The 22,135-nt window shown below is 71.7% G+C and carries 15 protein-coding genes; 11 read left to right on the top strand and 4 right to left on the bottom strand.

Annotated elements, in window-relative coordinates:
- Window positions 1-76: 76 nt before the first annotated feature.
- Window positions 77-2,218 carry a hypothetical protein gene (locus OG866_RS43045; RefSeq protein WP_329343364.1) on the bottom strand — a complete coding sequence of 714 codons (2,142 nt, stop codon included), beginning with the start codon at window positions 2,216-2,218 and terminating at the stop codon, window positions 77-79.
- A gap of 223 nt (window positions 2,219-2,441) precedes the next feature.
- Here OG866_RS43045 and OG866_RS43040 point away from each other — a divergent pair, with 223 nt between their 5' ends.
- Entirely contained in the window at window positions 2,442-2,924 is a 483-nt protein-coding gene (locus tag OG866_RS43040) for a hypothetical protein (RefSeq protein WP_329343362.1), read from the top strand.
- Here OG866_RS43040 and OG866_RS43035 read toward each other — a convergent pair.
- On the bottom strand, window positions 2,921-3,142 hold the full coding sequence (locus tag OG866_RS43035) for a hypothetical protein (protein WP_329343361.1): 222 nt from the start codon (window positions 3,140-3,142) through the stop codon (window positions 2,921-2,923). The two genes, OG866_RS43040 and OG866_RS43035, sit on opposite strands and share 4 nt — an antisense overlap.
- Window positions 3,143-3,246: 104 nt before the next feature.
- Here OG866_RS43035 and OG866_RS43030 point away from each other — a divergent pair, with 104 nt between their 5' ends.
- The 3 genes from OG866_RS43030 (at window position 3,247) to OG866_RS43020 (ending at window position 8,821) form a co-directional block, all read left to right on the top strand.
- On the top strand, window positions 3,247-5,016 hold the full coding sequence (locus tag OG866_RS43030) for a serine/threonine-protein kinase (RefSeq protein ID WP_329343359.1): 1,770 nt from the start codon (window positions 3,247-3,249) through the stop codon (window positions 5,014-5,016).
- Between the two features lie 160 nt (window positions 5,017-5,176).
- Window positions 5,177-7,252: a DUF4139 domain-containing protein gene (locus OG866_RS43025; protein ID WP_329343357.1), complete on the top strand. Its 2,076-nt coding sequence runs from the start codon at window positions 5,177-5,179 to the stop codon at window positions 7,250-7,252.
- A gap of 6 nt (window positions 7,253-7,258) precedes the next feature.
- Window positions 7,259-8,821: a mucoidy inhibitor MuiA family protein gene (locus OG866_RS43020; protein WP_329343355.1), complete on the top strand. Its 1,563-nt coding sequence runs from the start codon at window positions 7,259-7,261 to the stop codon at window positions 8,819-8,821.
- 85 nt (window positions 8,822-8,906) lie between these two features.
- Here OG866_RS43020 and OG866_RS43015 read toward each other — a convergent pair whose 3' ends face one another.
- On the bottom strand, window positions 8,907-9,311 hold the full coding sequence (locus tag OG866_RS43015) for a MerR family transcriptional regulator (protein WP_329343354.1): 405 nt from the start codon (window positions 9,309-9,311) through the stop codon (window positions 8,907-8,909).
- Between the two features lie 419 nt (window positions 9,312-9,730).
- Between OG866_RS43015 and OG866_RS43010 the strand changes: the two genes are divergently transcribed.
- The 4 genes from OG866_RS43010 (at window position 9,731) to OG866_RS42995 (ending at window position 13,382) form a co-directional block, all read left to right on the top strand.
- Window positions 9,731-11,236, top strand: a complete 1,506-nt coding sequence (locus OG866_RS43010; RefSeq protein ID WP_329343352.1) for a SulP family inorganic anion transporter — start codon at window positions 9,731-9,733, stop codon at window positions 11,234-11,236.
- Between the two features lie 135 nt (window positions 11,237-11,371).
- Window positions 11,372-11,554 (top strand): hypothetical protein, encoded by a 183-nt coding sequence (locus OG866_RS43005; protein ID WP_329343350.1) that lies wholly within the window; start codon window positions 11,372-11,374, stop codon window positions 11,552-11,554.
- Window positions 11,551-12,417, top strand: coding sequence for a hypothetical protein (locus OG866_RS43000; protein WP_329343347.1), 867 nt, complete (start codon window positions 11,551-11,553; stop codon window positions 12,415-12,417). Before OG866_RS43005 ends, OG866_RS43000 begins: the two co-directional genes overlap by 4 nt.
- A 107-nt stretch (window positions 12,418-12,524) precedes the next feature.
- Window positions 12,525-13,382 carry a hypothetical protein gene (locus OG866_RS42995; protein ID WP_329343345.1) on the top strand — a complete coding sequence of 286 codons (858 nt, stop codon included), beginning with the start codon at window positions 12,525-12,527 and terminating at the stop codon, window positions 13,380-13,382.
- A gap of 52 nt (window positions 13,383-13,434) precedes the next feature.
- Here the strand turns inward: OG866_RS42995 and OG866_RS42990 are convergent, their stop codons facing one another.
- Window positions 13,435-16,416: a helix-turn-helix transcriptional regulator gene (locus OG866_RS42990; protein ID WP_329344560.1), complete on the bottom strand. Its 2,982-nt coding sequence runs from the start codon at window positions 16,414-16,416 to the stop codon at window positions 13,435-13,437.
- Between the two features lie 245 nt (window positions 16,417-16,661).
- Here OG866_RS42990 and OG866_RS42985 point away from each other — a divergent pair, with 245 nt between their 5' ends.
- Genes OG866_RS42985 through OG866_RS42975 form a run of 3 tightly spaced genes read left to right on the top strand, consistent with a single transcriptional unit; the run spans window position 16,662 to window position 21,932 of the window.
- On the top strand, window positions 16,662-17,489 hold the full coding sequence (locus OG866_RS42985; RefSeq protein ID WP_329343343.1) for a hypothetical protein: 828 nt from the start codon (window positions 16,662-16,664) through the stop codon (window positions 17,487-17,489).
- Window positions 17,489-19,756, top strand: coding sequence for a bifunctional serine/threonine-protein kinase/ABC transporter substrate-binding protein (locus tag OG866_RS42980; RefSeq protein ID WP_443063678.1), 2,268 nt, complete (start codon window positions 17,489-17,491; stop codon window positions 19,754-19,756). The genes OG866_RS42985 and OG866_RS42980 overlap by 1 nt, the downstream gene beginning before the upstream one ends.
- A gap of 10 nt (window positions 19,757-19,766) precedes the next feature.
- A complete protein-coding gene (locus OG866_RS42975) occupies window positions 19,767-21,932 on the top strand; it encodes a bifunctional serine/threonine-protein kinase/ABC transporter substrate-binding protein (protein WP_329343341.1) in 2,166 nt (721 codons plus the stop codon).
- Window positions 21,933-22,135: the final 203 nt, after the last annotated feature.

Genomic DNA, 22,135 nt, shown 5'->3' with positions numbered 1-22,135 from the left:
AGCCAAGGGCAGCCCGAAGGTGGAGCCGCAAACCCGGTCACGCAGGCAGCCGACACCTCATCCGTCGCGGCACGGGTCAGTACCTTCGCAGCACCGCCCGGCGCCGCCGCCGGATCCGCCACCCAGCGGTCCCGGTCATCACCGCCAGGCCCGCGGCCAGCGCGGTGAAGAAGATGGCCGTGGGGCTGATGGCGCCCAGTGCTCCGCCACCCTGGTCCGTGGCCGTGGCGGGCGACGACAGCAGGTCCTGGCCGAACGCCGATGCCTCGGAGGTACTGCCGCCCAGCCAGGTGGTGCCGGAGTCGCGGTAATTCGTGGCCTGAGCACGGGAGTTGGCGGCCGTACCGGGCATTCCCGGCTCGTCCTCGGTGAACTGGGCGCTGCCGATGTCCTGTTTCGGGGCCTTGGAGAAGTCGACGCCGCCGACCGAGTACGTGTAGAGCCAGTTGCCGGACCGACGCTCGAAGGTGTAGTCGCCCTCCGTGAACGACTTCAGGTAACGCTGATACGTGTCCTGCTCCGACCAGTTCTTGTCGTAGCGCAGGGGCCAGCGGGAGACGTCGTCGCTGGCGATGATGCCGTGGTACGGGCCCGGCTTCGCCGCATCCCGCTGCGCGACCCACTCCGCGGCAACCCGGCTGGCGTAGACGCGACGCAGATCCGCGTACTCCGAAGCGGTGTTGACCCGCTTCTCGACCACCGGGCGGATCATCGTGTCCACGAGCCGCTGATCGTGCTCGCGCTGCGCCGTCGTCTTGCGGCACTGATCGCCGGGGATGGTGCCCTCGTACGGAACCGAGTTGACCTTCAGCGGTGCGTCGAGGATGTAGATGCCGCCGTCCTGCTCACGGATCTTGGCGGTGTCCGGCACGATCCAGTTCCGGATCACCGGCATGCACGGCTGACCGCCGACGAGGCTGAGGGCATCCCAGAAGCGGGCGCCCAGCTTGGTTTTGGGGTTCACCGTCTTCGCGAAGTCGTGCTTCATGGCGAGGTCCGCCTCAAGCAGCACGCGCCCCGCGTCGGTCTTCGCAAACGTGCTGTCCATGATCCGGTCCGGCTCGGTGGGGTTGAGATTCACCCAGAACTTGTCCGGTGTGAGGGCCAGCCAAGTGAAGAACGCGTCGGAGGCGAGGTGCGCCTTCGCCATACCGCCCCAGGAGGGATTGGTGTCCTCGTCCGGGTTGCGGGCTGCCTTGAAGGAGTAGTCCAGGCCCTTACCGTCCCTGGACGTCCCCACGTAACTCAGCTCCAGGGTGGAGAAGTCCACCCCACCCGCACTGCTCGACTCACCTCCCGCGTCGGTGAGTTGCTGCTGGATCGCGCGAGCCTCCGCCGCGGTGTCCGCGGAGCCGCGGATCATGTTGACGCCGTCGCCGGTGGAGGGAGCAGCTCCCGCGTCCGGGGTGAAGAGTTCCAGGTCCTTCGGGGCTGTGTGCTCACTCGGCGTGAACTGCGGTAGGCTGGCCGACTGGTGCACATGGACCCTGATCCCGACGGCCTTCAGCGCGGCGACCGTCTCCTCGTCAGGCTCCTCACCGAAGACGTACCGCACGTCCCAGCCCTGCTCGACCAGCTTCTTGTCCTCCGCCAACTGCCCCTTCTTGTAGGAGCCGTCCGACTTCACCTCGATCAGGATCTTCCGGTCGGCATTGACGAAGTCGCCCCTGCGCTTGCTGCCGGGGATCTTCTGCTCGCACTGCCACTGCGAGCCACCGATGCCGAAGTCCTCCGCGACCTTCTTGTGGAAGGCGTCACCGCGCTGGCGGACGACCTCGTTGCCGATGTACTGCTTGATCAGCCACGTCCGGAAGCTGCCGGTCCAGGGCCTGGCGCCACCGGTCTGGTTGCGGTTCCAGGCAGCGTAGGCCCGCTCAGGGGAGTCCTCCGCGAGGCCCTTGGTGTCCGTCCCGTACTTCTTGAGCAGCTCCTCCTGCCCCATACCGGGCGGGAGATCGATGCCCGACACGGCACGCTTGGGATTCGGGTACGTGTACCTGCGGTCCTCATCGGGCGGCGAGCCGTTCGGGAACTTGTCCGACCCCGGGAGGTCGTCGTAGGCGGGGTTCTTGTCCGGTGTGCCGAAAATCTTCGAGCACGGCCCCGAGCTCGGGCTGGCCGACGCCGCCTGCTGTACGACGGGCAGCCCTCCGGCGAGCAGCCCCACACCGACCGCCAGCGCGGCCACGCGTGTCGCGATCCGGTTCTTCGTCCTCATGGCGTGTCCCCCTAGGGGCCTGAACGACCCTGCACGCAGCGGTGCGGCCCCCGTGACATGACACCGCCCATCAATACTCTAGGGGCTCAATGGGCTGCCCACTGTGCCGATGCGGTGAAGGCGCTATTCTCAATTCACTTGCCTGTAGCGGGACTTGTGGGCCCTACGCGTCGACTGGCGTGGCCGGCGACCCGAGGCCCCGGGGCCGCCTACAGTGGCGTCCATGAGCGAGACGCACCCCGAACTGGCAGCATGGCTAGCCCGCCAGGAAGCGGAGTTCCCGGCTTGGGCGGAGGCGACCGGCACACCGAAGAGCTGGGACTTCTCGCCCGCCTCACTCGATGTCCTGGAGATACACGTCCGCAGGCGGTACACGGACGCGAACGCCGTCAACGACGACGTGGACAGCACCTTCATCCAGGTCGCCATCTGGTACATCGGCGAGGTCGCCCGGCGCGTCAACGACGGGGCCGCCTGGCACAGCCTTCCCCCGGACCCAACGGCGCCGCCCGGGGCTCCCGGGTCGCCACAGAGCATCTGGACAAGGACCCCACGCGTCGCGCTCGGGCCCGCGGTCGAGACGCCCCGGGTCCTTCCCCTCAACGCACTGCGCGCCCTCCTCCTTGAACCAGAGGAAGACGACGACGAGGAAATGGCCGCCGAGTTGGGCAGCCCACTGCGCGATGCACTCAGCCTCAAGGCTTAGAGCGCAGCCGTACCGAAGAGCCAGTGCAGGTCGGGCGGGGCGAGGGTGACCGCGCGCTTGACGGGCTCGCCTTCGGTCGCAGACTCGGCGCCGTTCACCAGTTCCGCCTTCGTCCAGGTCACGTCCGGGCTTGACGTCGGCAACCGGTTCCCCGTCCATTCGGCTCGCAGCACCCGTAGTGGCCCGACACCGGCCTCGGCCTGCACCAGCTGCCGCACCGGGGCCGAAGTCGCCGATTCGCTGAACGCATGGGCGGGCTGGGTTAGCCTCCTCTTCCACACAAACGAACTGGCGTACGCCGAAAGCAACTTCGGGGGATTTCTTGTCGGGACAGCAGCCGGAGCCGACGGACGACGCGGGTGCCGCGCTGCGGCGGACCGGTGCCTCGCCGCTGCGGCCCGGCGACCCGCGACGGGTCGGCCCCTGGGTGCCCGTGGCGCTGCTCGGCAGCGGCGGTATGGGACGGGTCTATCTGGCGCGCCCCGCGGACGACGGCCCCGGGCTGGTCGCGGTCAAAGTGATCAGGCCGGAGTACGCGGAGGACCCCAGATTCCGGCGCCGCTTCGAACGGGAAGCGGCGGTGCACGCCCGGCTGCGCATGCCCTACGCGCCCCGGCTGTGCGGTACGGGCTTCGACGACGACCTGCTGTGGATGGCGACCGACTACGTCCCCGGCTTCGACCTGGCCGAGACCGTACGCGAGGACGCACCCCTGCCGACGGACGCCGTCTGGCGGCTGGTGGCCGACCTCGGGCAGGCCCTGGCAGGGCTAAGCGCCGAAGGCATCGTGCACCGGGACCTCAAGCCGTCCAACGTACTGCTGTCCGTCCACGGCGCCCATGTCATCGACTTCGGGGTCTCCAAGGCCGCCGACGCCAGCGCGATCACCGGTACGGGCAATCGCGTCGGGACCCCCGCGTACATGTCGCCCGAGCACCTCAGGGAAGGGCGGTCCGACACCCGGTCCGACGTGTTCTCGCTGGCCGGGAGCCTGGTGTACGCGGCCACCGGGCGCGCGCCGTTCGGCGACGGCACGGGCGTCGACGTCATGCACCGGGTGGCGTACGAGAACGCGAATCCCGAGGTGATCGGCGAGGTCTCGGCGGCAGACCCGGACCTCGGCCGCCTGCTGACCGCCTGCCTGGCCAAGGAGCCCGCGGAGCGGCCCACCCCGCAGGAACTGATCGACGCCGCCGCAGCGCGTACGACGCCTGCCGCATGGCCCGAGCCGCTCAGCGCCAACCTGCTTGCCCGGCAACAGGCGTACGAGACATTGCGCCGCCTGCCCGTGGCGACCCTGACCCGTCTGTGGTCGCCGGCCGCCCCCGCCGTGTTCCCCTCCGCGCGGGCAACCAGCCCTGTTCCGTCCCCCGTGGCGCCACCGATGCCCTCCCAACACGGCCCGGAGACAGCATCATCGGGGCCGCCGGACCGGACCGGGACTTCGTCCCCGCGCGGCAGGAGGGCGTTATGGATCGCCGCCGCCTCCCTCTTAGCCTGCCTCCTGGCTGCGGCGACCTACTGGAGCATTCCCGGGGAGCGGCCCGCGACCGCCGAGGCTCCGGAAGCCGGCGCCCGCTCCGACAGCAACAACTCGACCGCCCCCGGGGGCCGTTCGTCCTCCCCCGTGCCCTCGGGCACCAGCGCGCTGACCCGCCCGGACGTCGACGGCGCCGTGGACGAGGATCTCGACGGCGGGGCGAAGACGGCCACTTCGCACACCGGGGCCCAGCACTCCGCCGGCGCCGACCCGGACGCCGACGCCGACCCGGGCGACGGCGTTCCCTCTCCCACGGTCTCCCCCACCGACTCCCCTTCCCCCACCGCGTCCACCGGCACCACTCCCTGGCTCTCCGAGTGCACCTACTACACCGGCAGCGGACTCACCCGCCTCGGTGACAGCGGCAAACGCGTACAGCAGGTGCAGTGCATGCTGACCAAGCGTGGGTACGGCGTCGGAAGCACGGGCGTCGACGGGGAGTTCGGGACCGGCACACAGGACGCGGTGCAGGCGTTCCAGAGCGACCGGGGCCTGGACACCGACGGAGTGGTGGCACACGACACCTGGGTCGCCCTGCGCGGCACCGAGTAACATCCCGCGGTCACCGCCGAGTCGACGTCGCGAACTCCCTGTCGTGATGCACCCCGTACGACTGACCCACACCGTCGCGGCCGAACCCGGGGTTCGGCCAGATCGCCGGCCGGCGCGGACGTTAGGCTTCGCCCGCACGGACATGACGGGGGCTGAGTGCATGAAGTCCGAAGGGGTGCCGCGGTGGGCGTCGGCTCTGGACGCGGTGGTGGTCTACGCGCAGGGCGCGCTGTGCAGCCGACTGGCGCGGGGAACGGTTCCGCCCGACGGCCGAGTGCTGGTCACGGGGCTGCCGCGCACGGTGGACCCGGGTTCCGTGCGGGCCCGGGTCACGGGTGACTCCGGTGCACGGGTCACCTCGGTACGCGTCGAGACGGAGGCCGAGCCCAGCGACAGCGGCTCCACTGACGGGCTGCGGCGGGAGAGGGAACGCCTGGAGGACGCCTGCGACGCGGCCCGGGGGCGGCACGAGCGGCTCCTGGTCCGGATCAAGGAGATCACCGGGCTCCGTCCGGTGCCGCCACCGCGCAAGCGCGATGACCCCGATCACCACCGCCCTACTCCTGCCGAGGCGTGGTTGACGCTCGCGGACTTCGTCGACGAGCGGCTGACCCGCCTGCATGAGCGGCTCGCCGAGTCCGAGGAGGAGCTGCGCCGCCTCGAACACGACCTCGCCGTCGCCGCTGACCGCTGCGAACGCGCTTCCACCGCCGCACCGTCCGGGCTGGTTCTCACCACGGTCTGCGCGGCCGTGACCCTCGACGGCGGAACCGGTGAGGTGGGCCTGGAGATCGAGTACGGCGTCCCGGGGGCCGTGTGGGTGCCGGCCTACCGTCTGACCTGCCGTCAGGCCGACGACAGCGGCACCCTCGTGCTGCGGGCCGGCGTGGCCCAGCGCACCGGTGAGGACTGGACCGGCGTACGGATCGCCCTGGCCACCGCCGACCTGGGGCGCGGTGCGGAGCTGCCGCGACTGCGCTCGCTGCGGATCGGCCGCCGCCAGCCCGCCCCCGAGCCGTCCGGCTGGCGTGAGCCGCCCGCCGGGCTCGCCGACCTCTTCACGGCGTACGACTCCGCGGGGCCCCGCCCGGCTGCGACCGCCGCCCCTGTCCCCGTCGGCGCCGCTCCCCGGTTCCCCGACCCGGAAGGCGCCGCCCTGCCGCCCGTTCCCCCCTCCGTGGGCGCGGCCGGTGTTCCCGTCCCGCCCGCCCCTCCGGCATACGGCGGCATGCCCCCGGCGCCCGCGGCCCCTGGCGGCCTCCCGGCACCGGTCGCGTCCGCGCAAGCGGCGCAACCGAGGAGGGCGAGCCTCGCCGCCGCGCCCCAGGCAGCCCCCGCAGCCGCACCAGCGGCGCCCCCAATGGCCCCGCCCCCGGCGCCACCCGCCCCACCGGTCGGCCCGCCGCAGCCCAGCAGCGCCGAACTCGACTACGCCGCACTCGTCCTCAACGGCCCCGAGGAGCCGGCACCACGCAGGGGAAGGCTGCTCCCCGCCCCGTCCTTCGACGCGGTGGCCGTGGAGCACCGCCGGCGGGCCGAGGCGGTCGCCGCGCTGTCCCTGCCCGCACACGCCGTGCGGCCCCGCGCGTCAGCGGGCTCCTTCGACCACCGCTACGACGCCGTCGCCCGCGCCGACGTTCCCTCGGACGGCACCTGGCACACCGTCACCGTCGGCCGGATCCCGGTCGGTCTGCGGACCGAGTACGTCTGTGTGCCGGCGGTGGAGCAGCGGGTGTACGCGGCTCTGGTGCTGTCCAACGCCACCGATCAGGCGCTCCTGGCCGGTCCCGTCGAGGTCCGGGTGGACGACGACTTCGTGGTGAGTGCCGCGCTGCCCACCCTCGCCCCGGGCGGAACCCGGCGGATGGGCCTCGGGCTGGCCGAGAGCATCCGGGTCACCCGCCGCACGAGCCTCAAGGAGTCGACGGCCGGGCTGCGCAACAACGTCACCGTGCTCGCCCACGGCGTCCATGTGGAACTGGCCAACACTCTGGGCGAGCCCGTCACCGTCGAAGTCCGCGAGCAAGTGCCGACCGCTGCCGAGGCGGACATCCGTATCGAGGAACAGGCCGACTGGACCGTCCCCGAGGACACTGCTTCCGCCGACGCCCCCGACCCCGGCACGCGCGTGTGGCGCGTGGACCTGCCCGCCGGAGGCACCGCCGCCCGTCACGGTGGCTACGAGATCCGCATCCCGGCCGCGAAGGCCCTGGTCGGCGGCAACCGCAGGAGCTGACACACCATGTCCACCGACCTCGCCCCGATCCCGCTGCCCGTCACCGCCGTCACCTGCCTGGAGGACCGGGCCCAGGTCGAACGGTCCGCCGACCTCGACCTCCGAACCGGCGTGCAGCGGCTGCGTCTCGGGCCGGTCAGCGCTCTGGCGGTCGACCCGACCCTCCACGCCGAGGTGACCGCCGCCGAAGGCGAGGCGACCGTCCTCGACGCCCGGATCGTCCGCGCCTGGACACCGCGCGGGCCGCTGCCCGGCGCCGACGACTCCGCTCTGCGTCTGCGCGTCCACGCCATCGAGGAGGAAAGCTCGGCGCTCGAACGGCAGCGCGACCGGCTGCGCGCCCGCCTCGACCTGCTCTCCCGTCTCGCCGCCGACCTGCTGCGCGAGATCGGCGAAGGGGCCGGTCACGGAGCGACCGACACCGTACGGTGGGCGGCTGAACTGGACCGGGTGGACGACGAACGGGACGCGCACGGCGAGCACTTGCGTACCGTCGAGGCCCGTCTGAAGGCCCTCGCCACCGAGCTCCGTCAGGCCGAGCACGCCGTCGAGCTGTCGGAACACCACGAGGCCGAACTGGTCGGCCACGTCGAGCTGACCCTGGAGGCCTCCGTCGCGGGCCCCGCCCGGCTGCGGCTGAGTCACCTCACCGCGTGTGCCCTGTGGCGCCCCACCTATCGGGCCGTGCTCGACGGAGAGCAACTCACCCTGGAGACCGACGCCATGGTGTGGCAGCGCACCGGCGAGGACTGGACCGACGTACGACTGACGTTGTCCACGGCCCGCTCGGCGCTGGCCACCGAACCACCGCGCCTCATGCCGGACCGGCTGACGCTCACCGACCGCTCCCCCGCGGAGCGGCGCACGGTCGCCGTCGAGCTGCGCGAGGAGGAGATCGCCGAGCTGGGCCCGGCGCCGGTGCTCGGCCTGCCGGGGGTGGACGACGGCGGCCGTACCCAGGTCCTGCGTTCCCCCGCCCCCGTCTCCGTTCCCGCCGACGGCCGCGCCCACCGGGTCCCGCTGTCCGTGGCCGGTGCGGTCGCGCGCAGCGAGTACGCCTGCTCCCCGGAGTTGTCCCCCCTCGTGACGCACGTCGTGCGCTGCGACAACCCGGCGGGGCACACGCTGCTGGCAGGCCCGGTGGACCTGGTCGGGCCGGGCGGCTTCGGCGGCCGCGGGGCGCTGGGCTTCACCGCTCCCGGCGCGCCCCTGGAGCTGGCCTTCGGCAGTCACGACGACTACCGGGTGCTGCGCCAGGTCGAGGAATCCCGTGACTCCTCCGCGCTGCCCCAGCGCACCACCGTCACGCGAACGGTTCGTCTGCACCTCTCCCGCTTCTCCGCCCCGGGTGAGGCAGGCGAGCAGATGGTGACCGTGCGCGAACGCATCCCGGTCTCCGAGGTGTCGGCGGTGGAGGTACGGCTACGCAGGGACGCCTGTTCCCCGGCTCCGGACACGGTCGACGCCGAGGGCATCGCCCGCTGGGACGTCGACCTGCCGCCCAACGGCCGCCGTACGCTCACCCTCGTCTACGACATCTCGGCGAGCGGCAAGGTGACCGGGCTCTGAGGTTGGCGCAGTGTGCTGAAGCGCAGCCGGGTACCGGGGTCCTCCTCGCGCACCGGCCGGGCCGGTCCGGTCCGGTGCGTCCTTGTCAGGAGACGGGCGTCCCGGTCAGGCGCTCCGCGAGCGTGGCCGCGAACTCCTCGGCTCGCGTCAGCTGGGTGCGCAGATCCTCGACCCGCTGCTGGGCGGCCTGTTCGAAGCCGCGGATCCGCTCCAGCAGGTCCTCGCGCTCCTCGGGAGGCAGTTCCGTGCCGGAGTCGAGCCGGTCGGTGGCGTGGAGCAGGGCGCGCATCTCGTCCAGGGTGAAACCGAAGGGCTTCATACGGCGGATGACCATCAACCGGGCGACGTCGGCCTCGGTGTAGAGGCGGAAGCCACCTTGGGAGCGGGCGGAGGGGGTGACAAGGCCCGCGTCCTCGTAGTGGCGGATCGTGCGCAGCGACAGTTCGGTCCGTGCGGCCACCTCTCCGATCTGCATCTGCTCGCTGCTCACGCGGGTTCCTTCCTCGTCTCTCGCCCTGGCCGCGACCGGCCGGCGCTGATCTCTACCTTAACGTCAGGGTAGAGTTGCCCGGGCGTTTGGCCAGCGGTCTGCCGTGCACCACGCGCCTGGTGCGGGATGCCGTCCCGTCGCCGACTGCCCTGTCGGGGCCGACGAAGCTCCCGGCGAAACCCCTAGTCCGCGAAAGAGAGCGTGCGCGTGTCCGTGACGCCCGGCCTCGCCGCTGTCTGCCCGCCATGGCCCTTCGCCCCGACACGGCACCCGATTTCTTCATGCCTGACCTGACGGCCGCCCACTGACGTCGGTCCGCGCCGCTCGCGGACCTCGTGCAGGACGGTCCGGTCCGTCACTCCTTCCAGCGCGCCCGCCGTGATGCCGGGTGTGCCCGAGCACGACAGGTTCTCTTCGTCTTGTCTTCCTCCGCACTGTCCCCGGCCGCCTGGCTGCGCGGCTCCCGGCGTCCTGCCTGGCTGTCCGACCCGAAGGTGCTGCGCACCGAGGTGCTGGCCGGCCTGGTGGTCGCCCTCGCCCTGATCCCCGAGGCGATCTCCTTCTCCGTCATCGCCGGGGTCGACCCGGCCATCGGCCTGTTCGCCTCGGTCACCATGGCCGTGACCATCGCGTTCGTCGGCGGCCGACCCGCCATGATCTCCGCGGCCACCGGCGCGGTCGCCCTGGTCATCGCCCCCGTGAACCGCGAGCACGGCTTCGGCTGTCTGGTCGCCACCGTGATCCTGGCCGGTGTCTTCCAGATCGTCCTCGGCGCGCTCGGCGTGGCGAAGCTGATGCGGTTCGTGCCGCGCAGTGTGATGGTCGGCTTCGTCAACTCCCTCGCCATCCTCATCTTCATGGCCCAGGTGCCGGAGATGACGGACGTGCCCTGGCCGGTCTACCCGCTTCTCGCCGCGGGCCTGGCGCTGATGGTGTTCTTCCCGAAGGTGACCAAGGTGGTCCCGGCGCCCCTGGCGTCGATCGTCATCCTCACCGTCATCACCGTGGCGGCCGGCATCGCGGTGCCGACCGTGGGCGACCGGGGTGAGCTGCCGTCCTCCCTGCCCGTGCCCGGGCTGCCGGACGTGCCGTTCACCCTGGACACCCTCACCACGATCGCGCCCTACGCCCTCGCCATGGCACTGGTCGGCCTGATGGAGTCGCTGATGACGGCCAAGCTGGTCGACGACATCACCGACACCCGCTCCTCCAAGACCCGCGAATCCGTCGGCCAGGGCGTCGCCAACATCGTCACCGGGTTCTTCGGCGGCATGGGCGGCTGCGCGATGATCGGCCAGACGATGATCAACGTACGGGTCTCCGGCGCCCGGACCCGCCTGTCGACCTTCCTCGCCGGTGCCTTCCTGATGGTGCTGTGCATCGCCTTCGGGCCCGTCGTCTCCGACATCCCCATGGCCGCGCTCGTCGCCGTGATGGTCATGGTGTCCTTCGCGACCTTCGACTGGCACTCCATCGCACCCAAGACCCTCAAGCGGATGCCCGCCGGCGAGATCACCGTCATGGTCGTCACCGTCGCCTGCGTGGTCGCCACCCACAACCTCGCCATCGGCGTCGTCGTCGGCTCCATCACCGCCATGGTCATCTTCGCCAAGCGCGTCGCCCACGTCGCCGAGGTCACCGCGGTCACCGACCCCGACCACGCCACCGTCGTCTACCGGGTCACGGGCGAGCTGTTCTTCGCCTCCTCCAACGACCTGGTGGGCCAGTTCAGCTACGCCACCGACCCCGACACGGTCGTCATCGACCTGTCGGCGGCCCACATCTGGGACGCCTCCTCGGTGGCCGCCCTGGACGCCATCGAGACCAAGTACGCCCAGCGCGGCAAGACCGTCGAGATCATCGGGCTCAACGAACCGAGCGCCCGCATCCACAAGACGCTCAGCGGTGAACTCACCGGCCACTGAGCGTCGTACGCACCGGCCTGGCCCGTGACCATCGTCCGAACCAGGTCATGGAGTTGGGTCATGGCGGCCCCTACGTACATGGAATACGTACTCCTACCGACGTGTTCCCGGCATCCATGCCATTTCCTTGTGTGCATGACGACACCGGGCGTGAGAGCGCAGATGCCGAGGAGTGTCAGGCTCGCCGTCGGGGGAGTCTGGCGGTCGAACGGGGTACGCGTCACCGTCGTCTTCAACGAGCGGCTGAGCCTGCCGGGTGGTGGCGTGCCGGGCCTGCTCCGGGGAGGCGCGGAGGCCAAGAAGTGGTTCGACCGATGAGGCGCGCGCCCGGGACGAATCGTTCCGCTCTGCCTGGCTTCGCGGCCCTCGCGCTGGCCGTTCTGTTCACCGCGGGGTGCTCGGGCGGCGACGACACCTCCGCTTACGGGGATCCGACCGAGAGCGCGACGCAGGTCACCGAGTCACCGACGCCCTCCCTGACGCCCCCGTACCCGACCGGAGCCTCGGGCTGCCACGACAACAAGGGGTGGACGACGACGGAGTCCGTGGACTGGGTGAAGCTCGACGTCGACACTCCCCAGCAGAACTCAAGTTCCGGCGATCTGGAGTTCTCCAGCATGCCGGGATACCTCGGACCGCTCTGCCACAAGATCACCGTGCAGGTCGAGTTCTGGAAGCTGGTGTACGGCGTCGCGGACGGCGACGACGGCGAGTCGCTCTCGGACGGGACGCGACCCGACTACTACTTCGACATCCGCCGCGTGAAACGCGTCGAGCTGCGGACGGACGCCAGCAGCGAGCGGAAGATCGCCCTGCCCAAGTCCCTCTACGCGGACGACCGCAGCCCCTGCGTGGGCGCCCTCCTCACGATCACCGTGGGCAAGCCGCTCAAGAGCAAGGAACTACCCAAGGAGGTCGAGGTCGGCGGCACCAAGGACATCTGGGACCGCGACACGGTCGAATTCCGCACGAAGCGCGTCGCCGACTACGAACTCTCCGAACCCTCGGCACCGCAGGTGTGCAGCCCGGACGGCAAACCCACCGCGGACCCGGCCGACGTGCCCCCGCCGAGCGCCGAGCCGACGGACCTCTACCCGACGGGCCTGTACCCGACGGACCTCTACCCGTCGCCCAGCTACAGCTTCGACCTCGACGACATCCTCCGCTCCCCCACGCCCTGACCTCCCGCCGCGGGAATCCGAACCTGCACCAGCCTCTCTTCAGCACATCAACCGGCCCTGCCACAAAGGCAGTCCGACAGAACACCGACCTCACCATGGGGAACTGCATGCGCATGCGCACCACGGCCACCGTCCTCACCAGCGCCGCCGTAGTCTCGGCACTCGCCCTCCCGGGCGCCGCACAGGCGGCACAGCACCCGGGGGCGGCGACGTCTCTCGGCGCCTTCGCCTCCGGCGGCGTCGAGCCGCAGGACGCGCTGGGCGGCACCACCTTCTCGGACGGCGTCGTCAACGGCGGCAAGGACATCGTCCTCGGAGTGACGGGCAAGAAGGCCGTTCCCGTCACGTTCTCCGCCTTCGACGCGGAAGGCGTCGCCCTCACGCAGGCCTTCCTGTGGCAGGGCACCGACAGTTCGAGCACGGACACCATCACCGGATCGTTCCAGTCGGACGACGACCCCGTGTGCACGGAGTCACCGGCCGAGGGCGGCTGGAGCTACAGCTGCAAGACGGTCTTCACCATCGACCCCGCGGTCGCCTTCAAGGACGGCAACGGCACCGCCGGCACCTGGAAGGTCTTCCTCGGCGCCTACGACCTGTACGCCAACGCCAGTTACGACGACGACGTCACCAGGACCCGCATCAAGCGGGCTGCGAAACTCACCGCCAACGCCTCCCCGGAGCCGGTGAAGAAGGGCAAGACCATCACGGTCACCGGCAAGCTGAGCCGCGCCAACTGGACGACGGGCAAGTACGCGGGCTACTCGACCCAGCCGGTGAAGCTGCAATTCCGCAAGAAGGGCAGCAGCACCTACACCACCCTGAAGACCGTCAAGACGAACTCGACGGGGAACCTGAGCACCACCGCCAAGGCCACCTCCGACGGCTACTACAGGTTCGCCTTCGCGGGCACCTCCACCACCGGCTCCGCGACGGCCACCGGCGACTTCATCGACGTCAAGTAGGCGGGCAGCACCGGCCCGGCCCGGGGTCAGCCCCGCTGAGCCCGGGCCGGGGTCAGCCCTGCTCCGGCCGGGCGTCCATGAAGCGGTTCCCGGTGCGACGGCGGGCCATCAGCGTGGCCAGGGCGGTCCGGGAGGAGACCCCGGTCTTGCGGAAGGCCCGGGAGACATGCGTGTCGACGGTCCGCCGGCTGACGTAGAGCCGGTCCGCGATGGCCTGGCTGGTCAGGCCCTGTGCCACCAGCTCGGCTATCTCCAGTTCCCTGGCGGTCAGGGTGGCCAGCCGTTCGGCGAGTTCGGCACGGTCCGGGGAGCTGTACGCGGCCTCGGAGCCGCTGTCGGGCGGACGGGTGGCGTCGGCGAGGCCCACCAGCATGCCGCTGCCGCCCGCCTCGGCGAGCCGCCGTCCCCTCAGCCAGGCGAGCGTGCCGTCACGGCCGCGGCCCGCCGCCGCTTCCAGCGGGGCGCCGAGCAGCAGAGAGAAGGCCTCCCAGAAGACCGCCCCGCAGCGGGCGCTCTCCACCGCGGCCTGGGCGAACAGGTCCGCCGCCGCTGCCGTGTCCCCCTGCGCCAGCGGCAGATGGGCGCTGCTGCGCAGCGCGGAGGCCCGCTGCATCGGCAGCCCCAGTTGTTCCGCCTCCTTACGGGCCTGCTCGGCCCACTCACGGGCCTCCTCGGACCGGCCCATGACCAGTGCGGACGTGACCAGGATCTCCACGTACAGCGGCCGCATCGAGGGCTGGATCCGGTGCAGTTCGGGGCCGCCCGCCTGGAGCAGCGCGTCCCTGGCACGGACCGGGTCACCGGCCATGAGTGACGCCCAGCCGAAGATGCACCACGCGGTGGAGGCCCACCAGTTCACCCCGGTACCGGCCGCGGCCACCGCCTCCCCGGCGACGGCGAGCGGACGCGGATCGCCGGGCGGGCAAGCGGCGACGAGCGCAGAGGCCTTGCTCGCCAGCGCGAACGTGAGCAGCTGGTCGCTGCCGATGCCGCGGGCGATGTCCTCCGCCAGGTCGGCGAGTTCGACCGCCGAGGAGACGCGGCAGGTCTGCACCCGGACATGGGACAGACAGAGCAGCAGATGCGGCATGACGTAGAGCTGGCCGCTGCGGCGGGCGATGTCGAGGCCTCGCTCGGCGTGCCGCTCCGCGTCCGGGTAGTGCTCCAGGAAGGCCTCTGCCCAGCCGAGCCTGGCGAGAGGTTCGCACAGGGCGGTGAGGTCGTTGTCGGGCAGCGAGTCGACCAGGGCGGCGGCCTGCCCGGCCCGTTCGTGCGCCGCGGTCATGTTGCCCTCGTACGCCTCCCCCAGGGCGGCGACCGCGAGGAGGCCCGCCTCACCGGCCTCGTTCCCCATCGACCGGGCCGCCGCGAGGGCCGCCTCGACCTCGGCCCGGACCTGGGGGTAAGAGGTGCCGCTGCCCTGGGGCGCGGCCGAGCCGAGTTCCAGGCCGAGCCGGACGACATCGGCCGGTGCGGGGCCGCGGGCCAGCTCGCGGCGCAACAGCGCGACGGCCTCGGTGCAGCGCCCCAGGTGACGCTCCACCAGCGCGCACAGAACGACAGCGCGCACCCTGAGGTCCTGGTCCTGGTCCTGGTCGTGGTCCTGGTCGTGGTCCTGGTCCGGGTCCTGGCCGGTGGCGCGGCCACCGGGTGACCGGGGCGGGCTGGCTATGAGCTCCTGGAGCAGGTCACGGCTCTCGCGCAGCCCTCCGCACGCGGCCAGGGCACGGGCCCGCCGCAGCGTCAACTCCCGGCGCCGGGGGGCGTGTTCGGCGGTCTGCGGAAGATGACGGAGCGCCACGTCGAGCCAGTGGGCGCAACTCGCCGGGGCCGTGCGGGCGGTCCGTGCGGCGGCCTCGTCGAGTACGGCAACTGCCGCCGGGTCCCAGGCGGTCAGCGACCGCTCCACATGGTGGGCCCGCTCCGCGGCGGAGGCACCGGCGAGGGCCAGCTCCTCGGCGGCGAGCCGGTGGATGTCGACGCGTCTCGAGAAGGGTGTGCGCTCGTGCACGAGCGTGCGGACAACCGGATGCCGCAGGGTCAGCAGGCCCTGCGGGTCGGAGCGCAGCAGATCGCGGTGGGTGAGGGTGACGACGTCGTCGGTGAACGCGGTGCCGGAGCGGCCTGTCACCCGGCCCAGCATCGCCGGGGTGGCGTGCTCGCCCAGCACCGCGACGGCCTCGACGATGCCGCGCTGGGAGGGGGTGAGCGCGGTGAGTTCCTCCAGCAGCAGGGCGCCGAGCCCAGGTGGCGACGAGGACTCGGCTGTGGCACCCCCGCGGTGGGCCTGAAGAAGGGTCAGGAAGTACAGCGGGTTGCCCTCGCTCGCGGCATACAGTGCGGCGGTGTCGGCGGGTGACATGCCGGGGCCGGCCAGTTCGGCGCAGTCGCGTGCGCTCAGCGGTCCCAGTCCGAGTCTGACGACCGTGCCGTCGTCGACTCCCCGGGTGAGCCTGGCGGCGAGCGACTCGGGGCTCTGGCGGTCCCGGCGCGTCACGGCCAGGACGACAGGGGCGTGCACGGCATGGCGTACGAGATGGTCCAGCAGTTCCAGTGACGCGGAGTCCGCCCAGTGCAGGTCGTCGAGGGCCAGCAGCAACCCGGACGGGGCGGCGAGCCGGGCGAGCAGGGCCGCTGTGGAGCGGTGCAGTCCGAAACGGTCGGCCGCGTCACTCTGTCGAGCGGCGCTCCGCTGCAACAGGGGTGATACCGCGTCGGCCTCGTGGAAGCCGTCCAGGGTGTGCGGGTCGAGGTCGGCGAGCGCGTCGGTGAAGACCTGGAACGGCACCTCCCGTTCGTACTCGGTGGCTCTGCCGCGCAGTACGGTCAGGCCGCGTCGGCGCGCCCGCGCGCAGACCTCGCCGAGCAGCCTGCTCTTGCCGATGCCTGCCGCGCCGGTGATGTCGACGAGCTGGGAGCGGCCCGTGTCACGGCTTTCCTCGCCCTTCGCGGTGCCGCGAGCGGCACGGGCGTCGCGGGCGGCACGGTCGAGCAGTTCGTCGAACCGGGCCAGTTCAACAGACCGGCTCAGCAACGGCGCCCCGTGCCCGGCCTCCCCAACCACCCCGTCCACCGCCACAGTTACCCCCTTGTCTTGACATTCCCCTCACACATCATTCTCACCTGTTGATCGACATAACCGCCGCATCTCCGCCCCGGAACGGACGGATGTCACATCGCGGAATACGTAACCGGCTACGTATTTGTACTGATGCCCCCCGCCTTGCGGCCGTCTAGGTTCGGAGGATCGAACAACGCGGACGGGCCTGAGGGGACTGCGTGACAGGCAACACCCTGCGTAAAAGGGGGAATTGGGCGTCGGCCCTGGCCGCAGGGATTCTGCTGACCGGATGCACGGCTCAAGGCGCGGACAGCACGCCTGCCACGGGATCCTCGTCGTCCTCGGCCGGTGCGCCGACCGGGGCGGGAGCAACCGCGGCCCCTTCCGCGAGTTCCACCGCGGCCGCCTCCGTCTTCACCCCCGACGCCTCGCTCGTCCCCCGCACCACACGTGCCGGACGCGCCCTCGCCGACGCCGTCGTGCTCGCCCCGGCCGACTGGGGGCGGGGCTACGTCGCCCGCAAGCCTGCCGCCGGCACCCCTGGCACCTGGGCCGTCCTCGGCGCGAACTGCCGCTGGGGACGCGAGAAACTGCCGAAGGGGGTGCTGGCCAACTCGTCCCGCTACAGCACGCTCCCCGCAGGCGGCGGCAAAGGCACCGTGACCGTGACCGCCGTCACCACCGTGCACACCTCCGCCCTCGGCGCCGACGAACAACTCAGCACCACCCTGGAGGAGGTGCTGCGCTGCCCACAGCAGCAGCCGCGCTCCAACGAGCTGATCACCGGCATGAACTCACAGGGCACCCCGTTCGGCGCGCGCGGCAACGACTACGCCGACAACTCCGTACTGGAGATCGGTCAGTTCACCGAGAACAGCGGCACCGCGCAGCCGTACCGCTGGATGGTCGCCCGGCTCGGCACGGTCGTCGTGGCCGTCTCCGTGACCGCCGGCACCGGTTACACAGAAGACGAACTGACCACCCTGGGCAGCAACTCCCTGGCAAAGATGCTGGAGCGGATCCAGCAGCGGTTGAAGGGCACATGATGGAACCGCTGCGTACCTCGGATCCCGCCAAACTGGCGGACTACCGCCTGCTCGGGCGTCTCGGCGCGGGCGGTATGGGTGTCGTGTACCTGGCCCGTTCGACGGGCGGCACCCTGGTCGCGTTGAAGGTGATCCAGGCGGAGTTCGCCGAGGACGCCGGTTTCCGGGAGCGGTTCCGCCGCGAGGCGGACACGGCACGCCGGATGACCAGCCCGTGGGTGGCGTCCCTGGTGGACGCGGACCCCGAAGCCGCGGAGCCCTGGCTGGCCACCACGTTCGTGCCGGGCCCCTCGCTCGGTGAGGCCGTGGCCGAGCACGGCCCGCTGCCCGTACGGAGCCTGCGGGTGCTGGGGGCACGGCTCGCCGACGCTCTGCGGCACCTGCACTCGGCCGGTCTGGTGCACCGGGACGTCAAGCCGGGCAACGTCCTGCTGGCCCTCGACGGGCCACGCCTGATCGACTTCGGCGTCGCCCGTGACGCTCAGGACACCGCGCTCACCTCGACCGGTGTCGTGGTCGGCACGCCGGGCTTCCTCTCCCCGGAACAGGCCCGGGGCGGGGGCGAGTCGGGGCCCGCGGGGGACGTGTTCTCGCTGGGCTGTCTGCTCGCGTACGCCGCCACCGGGCGCCCTCCCTTCGGCACCGGTTCGGTCGACGCCCTGTTGTACCGGACGGCGCACGACGCACCGGACCTGGACGGGGCCCCTGCCGAACTCACTGAGGTGATCGGTAGCTGTCTGGAGAAGGACCCGCGGGACCGGCCGACGGCCGAGGCGCTCACCGCCGCCTGGACGACCGATGTGGCATCCGGCGCCGCCTCCGACGTACCGGACAAGACACCCGCCGACCCCCGCGAGGTGCTGCGCAAGGAGCGTCCCCAGGAGGCGGCCGAGGACTCGGTCCCGGAACCGGCCCCGCAGGACGAGGCCTGGCTCCCCGAGCCGCTGGTGCGGCTGATCGCCGAACGGTCCGCAGCCGGGCTCGCGCTCCCCGGCATCGACGACACCGAGATCGACGCCTCGCCCGACCTCACCGTCGAGACCCCGCCGCCCAACCGCCGCCGCTTCCTGCTGCTGGCCGGGGGCGCGGCGGTCGCCGTGGCCGGGGGCGGCGCAGCCGCCTGGGCCGCGCTGTCCCGCGACGACGAGAAGAAGAAGGCGGCCACCACGGCCACCGGCCCCGTGCACACCATCGCTCTGCACGCCGACCTGAGCGGCGATCAGAAAGCGGTCGGCCGAGCCCAGCAACAAGGACTCAAGCTCGCGGTCGCCGAGTTCAACGCACGCAAGAACAAACCCTTCACGCTTGCCGTGCGGACCGTGGACGACGCCGGTGACCCGGCCAAGGCGCCCGTCGTCGCCAAGGAACTCGTCGCCGACTCCTCCGTACTGGCGGTGATCGGCCCCACCACGGACGGCTGCGCCCTGGCCGCGCTGGAGACGTACGACGCCGCGTCGCTGCCCATGATCGCGGTGTCGCCCGGCGCCACCGTACTGGGGGTGATGGGCAGCCGGTCCCTCCTGCACGCCCGGGTGACGGACACGATCCAGCCGTTCTACATGAACGCCTATCTGCGCGGCACCGGGAAGTCCCGCTCGATCGGCATCGTCGACGACCGGGCGGCCGACGCCTATGCGTACGCCTCGGAGCTCAGCAGCACTCTCGCCAAGATCCAACGGGACGCCGGGCAGCCGTTCGTGCCGAAGGTGGTCAGCGCACTGCGTACCGACTTCGGGCCCACCCTCGACGCTCTGCTCGCCGGCGGCGCCGACTCGGTGGCGTTCGCCGGCTACCACGACCGCGCGGCGCTGATGGCCCGGGTGCTGAACAGCCGCGGCTTCCCCGGGGCCAGGGTCGGGGCCCACGGGCTGCTGGACGCACGGTTCCTGTCGGAGGCGGGGGCCGCGGCCGACGGCTGGGCGATCGTGGCCCCGGTGATGGACGCCACCGTGGCCCCGGAGGCGAAGACGTTCGCAGCGGCGTACCGCACACACTTCCACGCCGAACCGCAACCGTACGCCGCCGAGGCGTACGACGTGGCACAGATGACCGTGCGGAGTCTGAGCAAGCTGACCTCAGGGCAGATCACCCGGTCGAACCTGACGACGGCGCTGCGCTCGGCCACGTACAAGGGAATCACCAAGAACTTCGCGTTCGACAAAGACACCGGCGTCCTGACCATCGACGGCACCGGGGTCTACCTGTGGAAGGTGGACGGCGGCCGATTCGCGTACCAGGGTGTGGCCGCGTTCCAGGTGTCCACCTGAGGGGGCGTTGATGGAGCCGTTGCGCGGCGCCGACCCGGCATCGATCGCGGGCCACCGGCTGCTGCGGCGGCTCGGCGCGGGCGGCATGGGCGTGGTGTACCTGGCCCGTTCCCCGGGTGGTTCGCTCGCCGCGGTGAAGGTGATCCGCGCGGCGCACTCGCACGACGCCGGTTTCCGGGCGCGGTTCCGCCGCGAGGTGGAGACGGCGAGCCGGGTGGCCAGCCCGTGGGTGGTGCCGCTGCTCGACGCGGACCCGGACGCGGTATCACCGTGGCTGGCCACGGCGTTCGTGCCGGGACCCTCGCTGTCGGAGGCGATCGAGGAGTGCGGGCCACTGCCGTACGGCTCGGTCCGGGTGCTGGGGGCGCGGCTCGCCGAGGCGCTGGAGGCCGTCCACGCAGCGGGGCTGATCCATCGGGACGTCAAACCCGGCAATGTGCTGCTGGCGGTCGACGGACCCCGGATGATCGACTTCGGTATCGCCCGGGCGCCGGAGGACACCGCGCTGACCGCGACCGGGATGGTCGTCGGCTCCCCCGGCTTCCTCTCGCCCGAACAGGCGCTCGGCCGGGGCCGGGAGATCGGGCCCGCGAGCGATGTCTTCTCACTGGGTTGCCTGTTGGCGTACGCCGCGACGGGCGAGCGGCCCTTCGGCATGGGCGCCGCGGCCGGGGTGCTGGTGCGCACGGTGCACGACGAACCGGAACTGGACGGGGTTCCCGAGCAGTTGGTCCCGTTGCTGCGAGCCTGTCTGGCGAAGGAGCCCGGCGCCCGCCCCACGGTGACGGACATACGGCGAACCTTGGACGAGGGCGCCGGGGACGACGAGGGCGGCGGCTGGCTGCCGGAGCCGCTCACCGCGCTGATCGCCCGCCGTTCGGCCGCCGTCCTCGCGCTGCCCGCCGTGACGGCGACCGAGGTGTCAGGGGCGAGGGCGGTCGACACCGCGCCACAGGTCGGCCAGTTCGGCCAGGTCGCCTCGCGGCGCCGCTTCCTGGTGCTCGGCTCGACCGCCGGGGTCGTCGCGGCGGGCGGAGGCGCGGCCTGGTGGACGGCACACCGGTCCCCGAACACCTCGGCGGGCAGCGGCGCCGCCCCGCTGCCGCGGTTGGCGGTGGCACTGCATGCCGACCTCAGCGGCAGCGGCCGGACCCTGGGCCGCGCCCAGGAGAACGGCGTACGCCTGGCAATCGACCACCTCAACTCGCCCAAGGGCCGCGGCTTCGACGTGGCGCTCCAGGTGCACGACGACGCGGGCAGCACCACCCGGGCTCAGACAGTCGCGCGGCGGCTGGCGGCGGACAAGCGGGTCCGGGCGGTGATCGGCCCGACCACCGACGCCTGCGCCAAGGCCGTCCTCGACCTCTACCAGAAGGCGCTTCTCCCCATGGTCACCGTGTCGGTGGGGGTCGTCGTGAGCGCCAACCCTTATACGGTGTACGCGGCCACCCGGCCCACCGACGACATCCTGTCGGCGCCGATCATGGCGTACCTCACGCGCACCGCCGAGGCCCACAGAACGGTGCTCATCGACGACGCGGCCGAGGGTGAGGTCAGCTGGCAGCTCTGCTCCGGAGTCGCCGAGGCCCTGCCGGCCGGGAACACCGCGATCCCGCGCACACTCGCCGCCGACGCCTCCGACCGTGACTTCCGTTCCCTCGCCGAGTCGGTGACGTCCGCCCGGGCGGACGCGGTGGTGTTCGGCGGAGGGTACGCGCGCGCCGCGAAGCTGTCGCGTGCGCTGCGAACGGCCGGGTACTCGGGCGCCCGGCTGGCCACCCATCGCGTCCTGGACCCGGGCTTCCTCACCGCGGCGGGCGACACGGCCGAAGGCTGGATCCTGGCCGCGCCCTTCCTCGACCCCACCCGGGTGACGGCCGCGAAGCCCTTCGTCACCGCCTATCGCGAACGCTTCCGCACGACGCCTCCCTGGTACTCGGCCGAGGCCTACGACGCGACGCTGTTCGTCGCCGATGTCATGGCAACGCTGGGCGCGTCCCGCGCGGAACGGGGGGCGATCGCGGGCGGGTTGCGGGACACGGACTACCGGGGGATCACCAAGGAGCTGCGCTACACGGGCCTGAGTACGCGCTTCACCATGGAGGCCATGTATCTGTTCCAGGTGACGGGCGGGAGATTCCGCTGGCTGGGGCAGTTCCGGGACGCCACGGCCTGAGAAAGGCGGGAATGCCGGACCACGGGGCACACAGAGACGCCCTCACCCAGCCGTCGCCGCACCGCGCATACCGGCAGACGCTCATCCCCGGCCCGACCCTACGCGCCGGAAGCGTCTTCCAGAACTCCGGGCCACGGGCCGGTCACCGTGCGGCACAATCGCAGCACCGGCGCTCGTGGGCGGTCGGTCCATGCTGTGCACGT

It is taken from the genome of Streptomyces sp. NBC_00663, assembly GCF_036226885.1.
In the GTDB taxonomy this organism is placed as follows: Bacteria; Actinomycetota; Actinomycetes; order Streptomycetales; family Streptomycetaceae; genus Streptomyces.
Note: the sequence above shows the minus strand (reverse complement) of the source record. Positions and strands in the feature narration are given on the sequence as shown.

Bases quoted from the DNA above. Each gene is read 5' to 3' on its own strand.
- OG866_RS42980 (WP_443063678.1), top strand. From the start codon at position 17,489: ATGGAACCGCTGCGTACCTCGGATCCCGCCAAACTGGCGGACTACCGC.
- OG866_RS43000 (WP_329343347.1), top strand. From the start codon at position 11,551: ATGAGGCGCGCGCCCGGGACGAATCGTTCCGCTCTGCCTGGCTTCGCG.
- OG866_RS43040 (WP_329343362.1), top strand. From the start codon at position 2,442: ATGAGCGAGACGCACCCCGAACTGGCAGCATGGCTAGCCCGCCAGGAA.
- OG866_RS43025 (WP_329343357.1), top strand. From the start codon at position 5,177: ATGAAGTCCGAAGGGGTGCCGCGGTGGGCGTCGGCTCTGGACGCGGTG.
- OG866_RS42975 (WP_329343341.1), top strand. From the start codon at position 19,767: ATGGAGCCGTTGCGCGGCGCCGACCCGGCATCGATCGCGGGCCACCGG.
- OG866_RS43005 (WP_329343350.1), top strand. From the start codon at position 11,372: ATGACGACACCGGGCGTGAGAGCGCAGATGCCGAGGAGTGTCAGGCTC.
- OG866_RS43020 (WP_329343355.1), top strand. From the start codon at position 7,259: ATGTCCACCGACCTCGCCCCGATCCCGCTGCCCGTCACCGCCGTCACC.
- OG866_RS42995 (WP_329343345.1), top strand. From the start codon at position 12,525: ATGCGCATGCGCACCACGGCCACCGTCCTCACCAGCGCCGCCGTAGTC.
- OG866_RS43045 (WP_329343364.1), bottom strand. From the start codon at position 2,218: ATGAGGACGAAGAACCGGATCGCGACACGCGTGGCCGCGCTGGCGGTC.